11 protein-coding genes are annotated in these 13,645 nt (G+C 71.0%); all 11 read right to left on the bottom strand.

The features are described from left to right. Window positions 1–305 precede the first annotated feature (305 nt). Window positions 306–3,161: a BTAD domain-containing putative transcriptional regulator gene (locus ACTWPV_RS15755; RefSeq protein WP_443152313.1), complete on the bottom strand. Its 2,856-nt coding sequence runs from the start codon at window positions 3,159–3,161 to the stop codon at window positions 306–308. Between the two features lie 171 nt (window positions 3,162–3,332). After that, window positions 3,333–5,165 carry a hypothetical protein gene (locus ACTWPV_RS15750; protein WP_443152312.1) on the bottom strand — a complete coding sequence of 611 codons (1,833 nt, stop codon included), beginning with the start codon at window positions 5,163–5,165 and terminating at the stop codon, window positions 3,333–3,335. A 223-nt stretch (window positions 5,166–5,388) separates the two neighbouring features. Continuing rightward, window positions 5,389–5,811, bottom strand: a complete 423-nt coding sequence (locus ACTWPV_RS15745; protein ID WP_443152311.1) for a hypothetical protein — start codon at window positions 5,809–5,811, stop codon at window positions 5,389–5,391. Next, window positions 5,808–6,623 carry a DUF692 domain-containing protein gene (locus ACTWPV_RS15740; RefSeq protein ID WP_347646283.1) on the bottom strand — a complete coding sequence of 272 codons (816 nt, stop codon included), beginning with the start codon at window positions 6,621–6,623 and terminating at the stop codon, window positions 5,808–5,810. The genes ACTWPV_RS15745 and ACTWPV_RS15740 overlap by 4 nt, the downstream gene beginning before the upstream one ends. Before the next feature lies 1 nt (window position 6,624). Continuing rightward, the gene (locus ACTWPV_RS15735) at window positions 6,625–7,512 is read right to left on the bottom strand and encodes a TIGR04222 domain-containing membrane protein (protein WP_443152310.1); all 888 of its coding nucleotides are present in this window, start codon (window positions 7,510–7,512) and stop codon (window positions 6,625–6,627) included. A gap of 93 nt (window positions 7,513–7,605) precedes the next feature. Beyond that, window positions 7,606–8,553, bottom strand: coding sequence for a TIGR04222 domain-containing membrane protein (locus ACTWPV_RS15730; RefSeq protein ID WP_443152309.1), 948 nt, complete (start codon window positions 8,551–8,553; stop codon window positions 7,606–7,608). Window positions 8,554–8,625: 72 nt separating this feature from the next. Continuing rightward, window positions 8,626–10,425 carry a phosphoenolpyruvate carboxykinase (GTP) gene (locus ACTWPV_RS15725; RefSeq protein WP_443152308.1) on the bottom strand — a complete coding sequence of 600 codons (1,800 nt, stop codon included), beginning with the start codon at window positions 10,423–10,425 and terminating at the stop codon, window positions 8,626–8,628. A 248-nt stretch (window positions 10,426–10,673) separates the two neighbouring features. After that, complete coding sequence (locus tag ACTWPV_RS15720) at window positions 10,674–11,195, bottom strand: hypothetical protein (RefSeq protein WP_443152307.1); 522 nt, start codon at window positions 11,193–11,195, stop codon at window positions 10,674–10,676. A 70-nt stretch (window positions 11,196–11,265) separates the two neighbouring features. Further along, window positions 11,266–12,441 (bottom strand): C40 family peptidase, encoded by a 1,176-nt coding sequence (locus ACTWPV_RS15715; RefSeq protein WP_443152306.1) that lies wholly within the window; start codon window positions 12,439–12,441, stop codon window positions 11,266–11,268. 122 nt (window positions 12,442–12,563) lie between these two features. Continuing rightward, window positions 12,564–13,064 (bottom strand): transcription elongation factor GreA, encoded by a 501-nt coding sequence (greA, locus tag ACTWPV_RS15710; protein WP_132328896.1) that lies wholly within the window; start codon window positions 13,062–13,064, stop codon window positions 12,564–12,566. A gap of 108 nt (window positions 13,065–13,172) precedes the next feature. After that, on the bottom strand, window positions 13,173–13,592 hold the full coding sequence (locus tag ACTWPV_RS15705; RefSeq protein WP_347623315.1) for a DUF4307 domain-containing protein: 420 nt from the start codon (window positions 13,590–13,592) through the stop codon (window positions 13,173–13,175). Window positions 13,593–13,645 lie beyond the last annotated feature (53 nt).

The raw sequence follows: 13,645 nt of genomic DNA, 5'->3' as shown, positions 1-13,645 counted from the left end.
GCTAAACGCGGGCGACCGGCTCAGGACTGGCCGGGCCGGGCGGCGACGCACAGGACGTTGCCTGCGCGAAAGCCGATCTAAAGCGGCCGTGTCTACGGTTGTCCCGCGTCCGGCCGCGACAGCCGGGAGATCAAGATACGGGGAGACATGCGAAAACTTCTGGTCACCTTCGGGCTAGTCGCCGCCTTCGCGGTGGCATCCGGTACGCCGGCCTTCGCCGTGCATCACACCCCGGGCACATGCGATCCCAACTTCCCCTGGACGTGTGACATGAGCTGGACGGACGATCCGCGGCGGTGAGGGACTCACCCATGGCGGGACAGGGCGGTGGCGGCCTTCGCCCGCCACCGTTCCGCCTCCATGGCGGCGAACAACGCGTGGGCCTCCCTAAGGTGCGTCACAGCTTCCGGATCCTCCTGCTGTTCGAGCAGCAGGCCGAGCGAAAGCCTGGACCGTCCCTCGATATGGCGCTCGCGCAGGTCCTGGGCGAGCGCCAGGGCTTGTGACAGGGCCCGCCGGGCGGGTGCCGCCCGGCCCAGGGCCGCCTGCGCCGCGCCGATTCCGTGCAGGACGTATGCCTCGCCGATCCGGTCACGCATGCCGCGCACCATGCTGAGAGCCCTTTCGAACGACTCCAGCGCCCTTCCCGGCTCGCCGCGCCGCAAGGAGAGCTCAGCGTGACGGTTGAGCGCCTGAGCCTCGCCCCGCTGCACGCCCTCCCCCCTGAAGATCTCCAACGCCTGGTCGAGCAGGGGTTCGACCTCCCCCAGCCGGCCCTCCTCAAGGTGTATGACCGCGATGCTCACCAGGACATGACCTTCCGCTGCCCGATCTCCCACCTCTTCGAGCAGGCGAAGTGCCTGACGGTATCTTTCGAGCGCGGCGTCGAGATCGCCCCGGACTCGCTGCGAGAGCGCCAGGTTGCGCAGCGCGAGAGCCGTGCCGTGCGGTTCGCCGATCTGCTCGAAGATGTCGATGGCCTGCAGCAGCAGGGGCTGCGCCTCGCTGTAGCGCTGCTGGAAGATGGCGAGCGTGCTCAGTGAGTACATCATCGCCGCCTCGCCGCGTCTGTTGTGCGCGTGGCGACAGGCCTCGAGCGCGATCTCGGTCAGGCTGCGCCACTCATCGTAGTAGCCGTGGGTCTCGAAGAGAGTGATCGCGGTCATCGCGATGTTCCAGCAGAGCTCGTCGAGGCCGTGTCCGGAGGCCTGCCGTACGGTCGCCAGGAGCGTCAGCCGCTCGTCGTCCAGCCACCTGAGCGGGTCATCGCCGAAGAGCTCGTCGGCCCGGGCCGCGGCCTGGTGGTCGCCGACGGCCTTGCCTCTGAGCAGGGTGAAATGGCCGCCGTAGTAGCGCTGGTGCGCCAGGTCGGCCAGAGACAGGAAGGCCGTGCAGGCACGATCGACCGCGGCCTGACGCTGCTCCGGGCTCTCGTCGGTTGTGGCCTGCTCGCCGGCGTAGACGCGTACCAGGTCATGCATGACATACCGATGGCCCCTGCGCGTCAGCAGTGACGCCTCGACCAGCTCGTCGAACGCACCGTCGGCGTCGTCGCCGAGCAGCGCGGCGCCGAGCCAGGGGGCGCTCTGCGGGCTGTCCAGCAGGCCGAGCCGCCGGAACAGCGCGCGGGCCCGGGGTGACAGCCCGCGGTAGCTGACGTCGAGGCCGGCCCGCACTTCCAGGTCGCCATGGCTGAGTACGTCGAGCATGTTACGGGTGTCGCCGAGCAGGTCGACCAGTGTCTGAACGGACCACAGCGGCCGCACGGCCAGGCGTGCCCCGGCGATGCGCAGCGCCAGGGGCAACCCGCCGCACTGCTCGGCGAGCGTCCGAACCGGTGAGGGCTCCAGTGCGGCGCGCTGTGCGCCGATGTCGTAGGTGAGCAGCTCGACCGCGCTGTCCTGGTCCAGGACCTCAAGGCGGATGATCTGATCCTCCGGTAGTCCGATGGGCCGGTGGCGGCTGGTGATCAGGACGGCACAGGGCGCGCCGCCCGGCAGCAGCGGCCGGATCTGCTCGAACGTGCCCGCATTGTCGACGAGGAGGAGCATCCGGCCGCCGGCGACGATGGAGCGGAACAGGGCGGCTCTTTCGTCCTCCAGACGCGGCACCGCCGAAACGCCCAAGGCGCGCAGGAACCGGCTCAGCACGTCGGTGGGCTGCACCTCGCCGCCTTGCAGGTCGACGTAGAGCTGACCGTCCGGGTATGCCGGCGCCAGCCGATGGGCTGCCTGGAGAGCCAGCTCGGTCTTGCCCACGCCGGCTCGGCCGACGATGGCGGCGACGGGCAACTCGGCGCCCGCGCTTGTCTCGCCCAGGAGCGAGCCGATGCGGCGCAGTTCCGGGTCGCGCCCCGCCAGGCGGGAGATCACCGCAGGGAGCTGCCTGGGGATCGGCGTCCGCCGCGGCACCACGGGAGCGTTCTCGAGCTCGGCTTCCTGGTTGAGAATGGCCACCTCGAGCCGCCGGAGCTCGTCACCGGGCTCCAGGCCCAGCGTGTCGAGCAGCATCTCCCGATAGGCGCGAAAGGCGTCGAGCGCCTCGGCCTGCCGCCCCGAGCGGTAGAGAGCGAGCATGAGAAGGCCGCGCAGCCGCTCCCGCAGGGGATTGTCCTGGACGAGGGCGCGCAGTTCGGTGACCAGCCGCTGGTGGTGGCCCGCCGCCAGTTCCAACTCGATGCACTGCTCGTGGGCGAGCAACCGGCGTTCCTGCAGGCCGTGCGCGATCGTCTGAACGAGGTCACTGCTGATGTCGGACAGGGCGGGGCCGCGCCAGAGTGCCAGCGCCTCGCGCAGGCTCCTGGCAGCGCGGTCGGGCTCCTCTCGCTGTGCCCGGCCGGTCAGCTCGTCGAAGTGGGCGAGATCGAGCCGGCCCTGCCCCGCCCTGATCAGGTATCCGGGGGGTGTGGTGATGAGGAACTCGTACGGCTGCGCGACGTCCCCGAGCGTACGACGCAGCTGGGAGATCTTGATCTGGATCTGGTTACGCGCGGTCGTCGGCGGGGCCTCGCCCCAGACAGCGTTGATCAATCTGTCGACGGGAACGACCCGGTTGGCATCGAGCAGCAGCATCGCCATGACGACGCGTTGGAAGCTGCCCCCGAGCGGCACTTCGTCCCCGTCGCGTTCGACACTCAGCGGTCCGAGAATCTTGAAGAACATGATTTCCTCCGCCGCCGATCCTGCCCGCGCGAGCTTGTAGATCAGTTGATCTCGGCTTTCTTCCCGGCCGAAGATCGCTGGCGCCGCCCAGGGCCCCGCGGAGATCGTCGTGCGGAGCGGACGCGCGGGACGGCTCCTGCCAGGGCACGCCCACGCCGAGGAAGCTGGGCCTCAGCCGGTGACCGGCCGGATGATCGTCTGGTGCCAGCCGCCGCCCTCCGGCTCCGACATCCAGGCCAGCAGCGGGCGCCCCGCACCGTCGATCGCCAGGTGGACGGCACGTGCGGTGCCGTCGACCGTGCCGACCGGACGTGCCGCACAGGTGCCGGTGGCGCACGTCGCCAGGTGCACCACGCCGCCGGGGGCGAAGACTGCCACGAGAGTGCGGCCCGCTCCGTCCACGGCGAGTGTGCTGCGCACACCGCGCGAAGCCGCGGCGGGGACCGGCACCCTGCGCGCGGCGGCGCAGGCTGCATCTGCGCACTCCAGCAACACCGGGGTGGCGCTGCTCGCGTCGTGGTAGAGCACCCGCGGATACCCGTCCTGGCCGATCGCGACGGCCGGTCGCGGTGTCCCCCAGCCGGCCGCCTCCGCATCGGCGGGCCGGGCGGACGTGGCCGGCACCGTACGGCGAACGCTGCCGCACTCCGGACTGTCACAGCTGAACACGGCGACCTCGCCGATGCCCCAGTTGTGCCGGACCACCACGGGCCGTCCATCTCGCGTCACCGCCACCGCGAGCTGCTGGTCGTCCGCAGGGCGGAACGGCTCCTCCACCTCGGCGATCTGCCTGCGCGTGGCGGAGCCGCAGTCAGGATCTCCGCAGTACAGCAGCCACAGGGACGAGCGGGACCGAGGCTCGGCTGCGAGGACGGCGACCACCGGGCCAGGCCCGCCCGGCAGGGACGCCGCCGCGACCGCGCTCGGGAACTCCGGAAGGGGCAGCCCGTCACCGGGTCCGCAGCCCCTGTCGCGATACCAGCACAGCTTCAGCGCACGCCCGGCCACCGCCGTCGCCCGCCGGGCCGCTGCGTGTACGTCGGAGCTGCCGGGCCCCGTGCACAGAGCGTCGGCGCACTCCAGCAGCAACGCGTCGTCGCGGACCAGTACGGCCCGGCCGTCCGCCGACACCGAGAAGTGGGAGAAGGACGTGAGCTCGCCGCTGCCGGACCGTTCCCCCCGCTGGTAGGCGGGCCAGTCCATCGGGTTGGCCGCGGTCACGCCGATCAGCAGCAGGCCCGGCAGCGCCAGCCCTGCCAGCGCGATCACCGGCGCGGCACGCTTCCCGGCCGGGGCAGGCGGCTCGGCCGGCAACCCGTCCACCACGGCGCGGAACGCCATCGGGGCGTCACCGCGCCAGCCGTGCGTCAGGGCGAGCAGGAACACCAGCGTCACCGCCGTGGCCATCAAGGCCATGAGCACGGGCAGCATCGCCAGCCGTCCCGGCGGCCACCAGTCGAGCACCGCCACCGCCGGGCAGAGCGCCAGCACGCACGTGATCACCACCGTGCGCCCGCCCGCCAGGGCGAACGCGCGGCTCAGTGCCTGCCGCGCCGTCCGGCCCTCCAGAACCACAGCCGGTACGGCGGGCAACAGCGGCAGCAGCACGACCGCCGCCACCCCCGCCAGCGCCGCCTTCGCCCAGAAGGACACCATGAACGTCATGGCGACCGTCACCCCGGCCACAACCGCCGCGCCGCCGGCGGCGAGCACCAGCAGCGCCCTCCGGTGCCGAAGCGCGACCCGCAACGCGACAGGGAACGGTACGGGGCGCCCCAGGAGCGATCCCGCCGCCATGGTCACCAGGGTGGGCAGCAGGAGCCCGAGCCCGGCCGTCGCCGCAGCGGCCACCATCGCGGCCCAGGCCAGCACCCTTGCCGGGAGCGGCCCCACCACGGCGGGCACGCCGTTGACGAGCGCCACGCCGCCGGGGTCCCGCAGGAGCGGGAGCGTGCCCAGAGCCAGGACCCACCACAGGGCGCATCCCGCCGCCGCCGGAGCCACGAGCCGCGACGCCGCCCGCGCAGCCCTCCATGGCCGCCGTAGCTGCGCTCCCAGTGACAGCAGCCCGTCCTCGATCAGTCCGGCGTGTCACCGTGTTTCGTCCTGGAGTGAAACACGGAGTTACACCTCGCGTGGTGCCGTACGGCCGGCGCTCCACGCCGGCCCGCCTGCTGGTCCACGGTTTCCGCTCGAACAGCCGGATGAACGCGGGCGATGTCGCCGGTTACCCGGGCCAGCCGTCCGGCCGGGACCGGCCCACGTTCCCGGGCAGGAGACGAGACCACCAGCGGACCTTCCCGGGCGGCGCGGGCATGCGGCCACGGGCTCGCAACCAGGCGGCGAAGTCGTCGGCGTCCGCACGATAGCCGGGCGGCGGCGTGCTGCGGGAACGCGCGTAGGCGGCGTACTCGGCGGCCAGGTCGGGGCCCGCGGCGGCGGCCGCGTCGGGGCGGAGCCTGGCCACGATGCCGCGCCGCTTGGCCAGCAGGCTCGCCGCCTGCACCCGCATCCGTTCCCGGTCGAAGCCCTCAGGCGGCTCCGCCCCCGTGACCAGGGCCGCCACCACCCGCCCCTGCGCCTCCGCCAGCCGCCGCCGCGCCTCGTCCGTCGCCGCGGCTCCACCGCCGGGGACCTGCACGTCGGTCACCGCGGCTCTCCCGCCAGGGACATGGCCGCCCTGATCCGGGACAGCTCGGCCGCCAGGACGGCGTCGCTCGGGTAGTCGTCGTCCCATTCCAGCAGCACGCCGGGCGGCGTGGCGCGGGCGCACAGCTCGGTCAGCAGGTCGAGCACCGGCTGCGGGGCGACCTTGGTGTGGGTGTCGTGCCAGATGCCGCCGTGCTCGTACCCGCCGGCCACGTGGACGTAGGCGAGGTGCTCCAGCGGGAGCGTGTCGAGCGCGGCCACGGCAGGAAGACCCAGGTTGACCTGGTTGGTGTAGAGGTTGGCCACGTCGATCAGCAGCCCGACGCCGGTGGCCGCGACCAGCTCCGCGAGGAACTCGGCCTCGGTCAGCTCGTCCTCGGGCCAGCCGAAGATGGCGGCGACGTTCTCCAGGGCCAGCGGCACGGGCAGGGCGTCCTGGGCCCGCCGCACGTTCTCGGTGACCACCCGCAGCGACTCGCGGGTGCGCGGCACGGGCAGCAGGTGCCCGGCCTCGACGCCGCCCCCGCGTACGAATGCCAGGTGCTCGCTGACCAGCGGCGCGCCGAGAGCCTGCGCGCAGGCGGCCAGATGAGCGAGCCTGGCGGGCGAGGGCGGCTCCGCGTCACCGACCCCGAGCGACACCCCGTGCGGGATCACCGGCAGGCCCCGCTCACGCAGCACGCGTAACGACTCGGGCAGCCGATCCGGCCTGACGTTCTCGGCGACCACTTCGAGGAAGTCGACGCCGTCCATCCGCTCGATCGTCAGGTCGAGCTCGCTCCGCCAGCCGATGCCCACTCCAAGCTCGGCCATGTCAACTTCCTCCTCCGCAACCGCTGCCGCAACCGGCGCTGCCGCCGCAGCTCGAGCCGCCGTGCGAGGCTCCGCCGCAACCGCCGCCGGCGCAGGAGCCGACGCCTCCCGTGCCACGGTACGTCGCCCGCCGCGAGTTCCGGCGCGGCGACCTCATGACGCCCAGCTCGGTCCGCAGGCGCGGGTCGGGCGACTCGGCCGGGCCGTACAGGGCGATGTACACGGGACCGTCGCCCGTGCCCCTGGGGTGGCCCGCTCTTGCCTGGTCGAGCCGCTCGGCTCCCTCGGCGGTGAGCGTGCTCCGCCAGGACCTGCGGTGATCACCGGCCATCACCGCCGCGCCGATGCCCGTGCCCGTCAGGAGGAGCAGGGGGAACAGCGCCGGGGTGGATACGAAGCATGCCACCGCCGCCGTCAACGCCAGCCCCGAGACCGCGCGCAGCCGGATCGCCAGCCGGCCCAGCCGCTTGACCCGGCGGGCGGGCAGGACCAACCCCAGCTCTGTGAGGTTCCGCCGGCGCGCGTCCATGGCCAGGCTCCCGCCCACCCTGCGCTTCAGCGCGGACGACTGGAGCCCGGACACCGTCGCGACCTGGGCGAGCGTCTCCCGCTCGATGGGGTCGCGCGTCACGGACGGCGCGTGCACGCTGTGCACGTGGCCCCCGCGTGACACGCGCACGTCCCCCGAGCCGGCCAGCAGCGCGATGGCCGTGCCTGCCACCTGGCCGGGCCCGCCCGCCAGATAGGCGAGATCGTAGTGGTCCAGGTCGGGAGCACCACGGGCCACCAGGGCCTCCTGGCCGGCGGCACGCTCGCGTTTCATCGAGAAGACGGTGGCACCGACGACGGCGGGCAGAGCCACCGAGAGGATCAGCAGGAACAGGTCCATGACGCCTCCCTCCAGACAGCCGGAACAGGCTGTTACCAGAAGGACGCCAGGGCGAAGGTCAAGGTTTCGTTCTGCTCATTTACGTCACGGCGATCACGAGCCGCCACCGCCACCGCAGCCCGATCCTCCTCCGCCGCAGCCCGACGACCCACCGCCGCAGCCCGACGACCCGCCGCCGAAGTCCGTGCCGCCGAAGGTGGTGCCGTCGGAGCCGCTGAAGCTGCCGCAGGCGCCGGCGCAGTCGGCCCCGGGTGCTCCGACGGACAGCTCGTCGCAGAGCAGCTGGTCGCCCGACTCGCTCAGCCCGTACAGCGCGACCGGGATCCCCACGGCCAGGGAGAGCGAGCGCGGATCGCGTACGCCCCTCGGATGGTGGGCGTGGGCCGACCTCAGCACCTCGCGTCCCTGGCCGGTGACGACGTTGCGCAGCCTGCGCTTCTGCCGGTAGAGCCCGATGAGACCGGAGGCGACGGCGAACAGGCTGAAGAACACCGCCCCGACGTACACCGTCTCCTTGCCCGCCACGCCGGCGACCGCCAGCACGATCACCAGCACCAGGTAGCCCGCGGCCCCGCCCACCGCGAGCCGCAGCAGGCCACAGTGCCGCCGCGCCGTGTCGAACGCCGACTGCCGCACGATCAGCCCTCGGCGCTCCAGCCCGGCGGCGAGCTCGGTGAGCGCGGGATGCGACTCCAGCTCGCGGCGCAGCTCGCTCGCCTGGTAGCCGCCAGGCCGCGCCGCCAGCGCGTCGAGCACCGCCTGCTCAAGCGGCACCGGCGAGGGCTGCGCGCCGTGCACGGCGGTGACCCGCGAGCCACGCGAGACCCGGACGGCGCCGCCCGACGCGAGCACGGCCAGCGCCGTGTTGAGCGCCCGGCGCGGCCCGCCGGACAGATAGGCCAGCTCGTACGGGTCCAGCCGGTGGCCCGCCCCGGCGGACGCCGTCCCCTGGACACGTCTCCGCTCGCGTTCGACACGATTCTCGGCCGCGGTGACCAGGACCATCACGACGAGCGCGGCGACGATCAGGGCGTAGTCCACTGCGGCCCTCCTGTGCGGTACGGCAAGCCGCCAAGGTAGACGGCGCGGCCGTACCGCACAAGGGGACAGCGCTCAGCCGAGGCGGTCGAGCAGCGCGTTGTACTCCTCCCACAGCTCCTTCGGCAGGTGCGCGCCGAACTTCTCGAAGTGGGCCGGGATCAGCGCGGCCTCCTCGCGCCACACCTCGCGGTCGACCGTCAGCAGCGCCTCGAGGTCCTCCTCGGACAGGTCGAGGCCCTCGGTGTCGAGGTCGGCGGGCAGCAGGCCGATGGGGGTGGGCACCGCCTTGGCCTCGCCGTTGAGCCGGTCGACGATCCACTTGAGCACGCGGCTGTTCTCGCCGAAGCCGGGCCAGATGAACTTCCCGTCGGCGTTCTTGCGGAACCAGTTGACGTAGTAGATCCGGGGCAGCACGGCACCCTTGCGCCGGCCGACGTCCAGCCAGTGGCCGAAGTAGTCGCCCATGTTGTAGCCGCAGAACGGCAACATCGCGAACGGGTCGTGACGCAGCTCGCCGACCTTGCCCTCGGCGGCGGCGGTCTTCTCGGAGGCGACGTTGGCTCCGAGAAAGACGCCGTGCTCCCAGCTCAGCGACTCCGTCACCAGAGGAACGGCGGTGGCGCGGCGGCCGCCGAACAGGATCGCCGAGATGGGCACGCCCTTGGGGTCCTGCCACTCGGGTGCGATGATCGGGCACTGGGAGGCGGGGGTGGTGAAGCGGGCGTTCGGGTGGGCGGCCGGCTCGTCGCTGTCAGGCGTCCACGAGCGGCCCTTCCAGTCGGTCAGGTGGGCGGGCGGCTCCTCGGTCAGGCCCTCCCACCACACGTCGCCGTCGTCGGTGAGGGCGACGTTGGTGAAGATGCTGTTGCCCCAGAGCGTCCTGACCGCGTTGGCGTTGGTCACCTCGCCGGTGCCGGGCGCGACGCCGAAGAAGCCCGCCTCGGGGTTGATCGCGTGGAGGCGGCCGTCCTCGCCGAAGCGCATCCAGGCGATGTCGTCGCCGATCGTCTCGACCTTCCAACCGGGGATCGTGGGCTGGAGCATGGCGAGGTTGGTCTTGCCGCAGGCGCTCGGGAAGGCGGCGGCGATGTAGCGGACCTCGCCCGACGGCGGCGTCAGCTTGAGAATGAGCATGTGCTCGGCCAGCCAGCCCTCGTCGCGGGCCATGGCGCTGGCGATGCGCAGCGCGTAGCACTTCTTGCCGAGCAGGGCGTTGCCACCGTAGCCGGAGCCGTAGGACCAGATCTCGCGGGTCTCGGGGAAGTGGCTGATGTACTTGGTGGAGCTGCACGGCCACGGCACGTCCTGCTGGCCGGGCTCCAGCGGCGCGCCCACGGAGTGCACGGCCTTGACGAACGAGCCCTGCCCGCGCTCCTCGATGAGCCGCAGCGCCCTGTCGCCCATGCGGGTCATGACGCGCATGGACACGGCGACGTACGGGGAGTCGGTGATCTCGACGCCGAGCTGGGAGATCTCCCCGCCCAGCGGGCCCATGCAGAAGGGCACGACGTACATCGTGCGGCCGCGCATGCAGCCCTTGAACAGCTCGCCGAACGTCTCGCGCATCTCGCCGGGCGCGATCCAGTTGTTCGTGGGCCCGGCGTCCTCCTCGCGCTCCGAGCAGATGTACGTGCGGTCCTCGACCCTGGCCACGTCGCTCGGATCGGACTTGGCGTAGAAACTGTTGGGCCTGGCGGCCAGGCGCGTGAACGTCCCCTGCTCGACGAGGAGGTTGGTGAGACGCGTCCACTCCTCCTCTGACCCGTCGCACCACTCGATGCGCTCGGGCTGGGTCAGGGCAGCGATCTCCTTTACCCACGCGGCCAATTCTCTATTGCTGGTCGGTGCGGGCACTTCCACGGAAACGGACACGGCGGTGACTCCTCCACTCTCTCAGGGCCCAGTCATCATTAACGACGAGACGGTCGGAAAGCCAATTGGCATAGACCTGTCGGCACCGCCGTCGTCGCAGGCAGCGACCCTGACGATTGGGGGAGCCTACCCAACGGGAACGGATTTAAAAGAAGCGATTTCCGGCAGTGGTCCAGTCCAATTCAGCTGGTCTAAACCAATTTTCGAAGTGGTTTAGTCCATTCCGCCGGCCGTTTCCGCTGGGTGCTCTAGGAATTGACGTCGGGCCCCTCGGAGCGAACCCGGTCCACGTGCTGGAGCGCGTCGCGCAGATCGCTCAGCCACGTGTCGGCGTTCTTGCCGACCAGGCGTACGCACCAGGCGAGCGCGTCGCTGCGGCTCCTGGCCACGCCGGCGGCCACCAGCGTGTCGAGCACGCGGCGCTCCGACTGGCGCAGGCGGGTCATCACGGGCACGGAGAGTGTGGTGAACATCACAGTCCGGCCACCGCAGACGACACCCCAGGAGACCTTCTGGCGGAACTTGTGCTCGGCCTCCCTGGCGATCTCGATGCGCCGCTCGCGCGTCTCCTCCCTGAAGCGTCTGGCCAGCCCGTCGATCAGGGCGGACCGCTCGGCCTCGGGAACGTCACCCGGCGGGTCGGGCAGCCGGCCGAGCACCGCGATCTCCTCGCGGTCCCTGACGATCTCGGGCGCGCCGGTGAACCACTCGCCGGGGAGCCTCCCGGCGAACCAGCCGTGAATCTCTGCCGTCACGTCATCTGTAGCCATGTAATCATCATTACACCGCTGCTCGGTAGATCGCATCCGGGGATACGAAGGTGTGCGCGCGCGGGAAGGTCTAGCGAACCCTGGAGGCGGCGGCGGGGCTGACCCTGACGACTCCGGCGAGGTTGCGCCGGCTAACAGGGACGATCTTGACCACGTCGCCCGTGCGGGGCGCGTGCAACATCTTCCCGTCGCCCCAGTAGATCGCCACGTGCGAGATGTAGGCGGGGTTGGTCGGGTCGTTGCGCCAGAAGAGCAGGTCACCGGGCTGCGCCTGCGACAGCGGCACCTGCGGTCCCGTCACCCACTGCTGGTGGGTCACCCGCGGCATCCGCACCCCCGCCTGGGCGAAGGCCCACTGGACCAGGCCGGAGCAGTCGAAGGTGTCGGGACCCTCGGCGCCCCACACGTAGGGCCTGCCGAGCTTGGACACGGCCGCCTTCAGCGCCGCCGTGAGCTGCTCACCCGTCATGAACGAGCCGGCCGGCCAGTTCTGCTTGACCTTCTGCGGCGGCGGCAGGACCGGGTTGACCATGACCGCCTGCGTGCCCTTGGGCAGCTTGGCGAGGATCCGGTCACGCAGCTTGGCGGAGTTGGTCTTGGGCGCGCTGACGATGAGCGCGTTGTCGTGCGGCAGCCCCAGCGTACGGCCGACGTCCTTGGACACGACCGCGTCGACCGCGCCGAAACCGGTGGTGGCGTAGGCGCCGATGCGCAGCGGCCCCGCCGGGCCCGCCACCTGGCGGTGCAGCGAGAGCCCGCCGTCGTTGCCCAGCACGAACGACACCGCCACGTCTCCGGCCGCGACGTTCTGCCACAGCGCGTCGGAGGCGGCGGTCACCTTGGGAGTGAAGGCCCGGAACGTGGACGGGTCGACCGCGAGCGTCTGCACCCGCTTGCCGTCGAGCGTGACGGACGCCGCGTCGGCCAGCTCGAGCGCCCGCACGCCGCGCACCTTCGCCACCTTCTCTAACTGCTGCCGCGTGAACGGCTTGCGGGACAGCACGAACAGGTTGGGCTTGTGCAGCTTGTCCAGCGGCGCCACCGGCTGGACGGTCCTCGCCGACGGTGGTTGCTGCTGGGGTTGTTGCTGTGGTTGCTGCTGGGGCCGGCCGGGCTGGGGCCGCTGCTGGGCCATGAGCGTCTGCTCGGGCTCGGCCCGCACGACGGCGGGACTGTCCTGGAACTGGGCGAGCAGCAGCACGTCAGCGGTCAGCACCGCGACCAGCGCCACCACGATGAACGGCACCAGTTTGTACGTGTCACGCCGCTTACGCGACTTGACCAGAAAGCTAAGGTCCTGCCGAATCCCGGATGAATGCGAAAAGTCCGCCGGGCCAACGTGGGCCCGGCGGTCGTTGTCCATGGGATTCAGTTGCCGATGTACGGCACAGCCTCGAGGATCTCGACGGTGTTCTGGCGCCCGTTGGGCAGGGCGTAGGTCGCCTTCTCACCGATCTTCTTGCCGTTGATCGCCGCCCCGAGCGGGGACTTGGGCGAGTAGACGTCGATCGGCGCCCCGCTCTCCTCGCGGGAGGCGAGCAGGAAGGTCACCTCGTCGTCGTCACCGACGAACCTGATGGTGACGGTCATGCCGGGGCCCACCACACCCTCGGCCTTGGGAGCCTCTCCGACCTGGGCGTTGTCGAGGATCTGACGGAGATGGAAGATGCGGGCCTCCATCTTGCCCTGCTCGTCCTTGGCGGCGTGGTAGCCGCCGTTCTCGCGCAGGTCACCCTCTTCCCGGGCGGCCTCGATCTTCTTGGCGATGTCGACGCGCCCGGGGCCCGAGAGATACTCGTACTCCGCCTTCAGGCGGTCGTACGCCTCCTGCGTCAGCCATGTGACGTTCTCATCGCGAGAGTCGGCCACGGGTTCTCCTTGCTTGCCTAGGGGGCCCTGAGGTCACTTGAGGTTACGTACGGTTGAATTGCGAAAGGCTAACAAGTCAGTCGCTCCAACGCTTCCCCAAATGTCTCACTATACGAGATTGCAGTACTGGATGTGGACGGAAGTGGCCTGACCGCTGGTGTCGAGGCTCTCCTTGAGCTGCTTACTACCCTCACCAGCCGGGATTCTTACTTCCTTGCTGCCGACTTCCCCATGATTGACATCCAGCGCCCGCAGGCGGCAGACAGCCACTCTATCGTCTGGCTTGTACACCTCAAAGGTGATCTCCGCGCGGGTCGGGCCGTCCACGTTGAACGTCACGACCTGCGACGGCGCGCCCGAGCCGCCCGCCGTCATCGACCACATCACGTAGCCCCATCCACCAGCGATGATGGCCACCAGCACGCCGATCACGAGGTGCACGACGAGCCGCCCCCTTCGCCGCGGACGATCGGGGAAGTCGTCGGGTGTGCCGAGAACGGGCCCGTTCTCGACATCTCTGGTGGCCATGGCGGAATCTCCCTGCACTCCCTCAGCGTTATCCGAGACAATTGTCGCCCGCG

It is taken from the genome of Nonomuraea sp. KM88 (assembly GCF_052245635.1).
Lineage (GTDB): Bacteria > Actinomycetota > Actinomycetes > Streptosporangiales > Streptosporangiaceae > Nonomuraea.
Note: the sequence above shows the minus strand (reverse complement) of the source record. Positions and strands in the feature narration are given on the sequence as shown.

Excerpts from the sequence above, each read along its gene's own strand:
- ACTWPV_RS15755 (WP_443152313.1), bottom strand. The coding sequence starts at position 3,161 with ATGTTCTTCAAGATTCTCGGACCGCTGAGTGTCGAACGCGACGGGGAC.
- ACTWPV_RS15740 (WP_347646283.1), bottom strand. The coding sequence starts at position 6,623 with ATGGCCGAGCTTGGAGTGGGCATCGGCTGGCGGAGCGAGCTCGACCTG.
- ACTWPV_RS15735 (WP_443152310.1), bottom strand. The coding sequence starts at position 7,512 with ATGGACCTGTTCCTGCTGATCCTCTCGGTGGCTCTGCCCGCCGTCGTC.
- ACTWPV_RS15705 (WP_347623315.1), bottom strand. The coding sequence starts at position 13,592 with ATGGCCACCAGAGATGTCGAGAACGGGCCCGTTCTCGGCACACCCGAC.
- ACTWPV_RS15720 (WP_443152307.1), bottom strand. The coding sequence starts at position 11,195 with ATGGCTACAGATGACGTGACGGCAGAGATTCACGGCTGGTTCGCCGGG.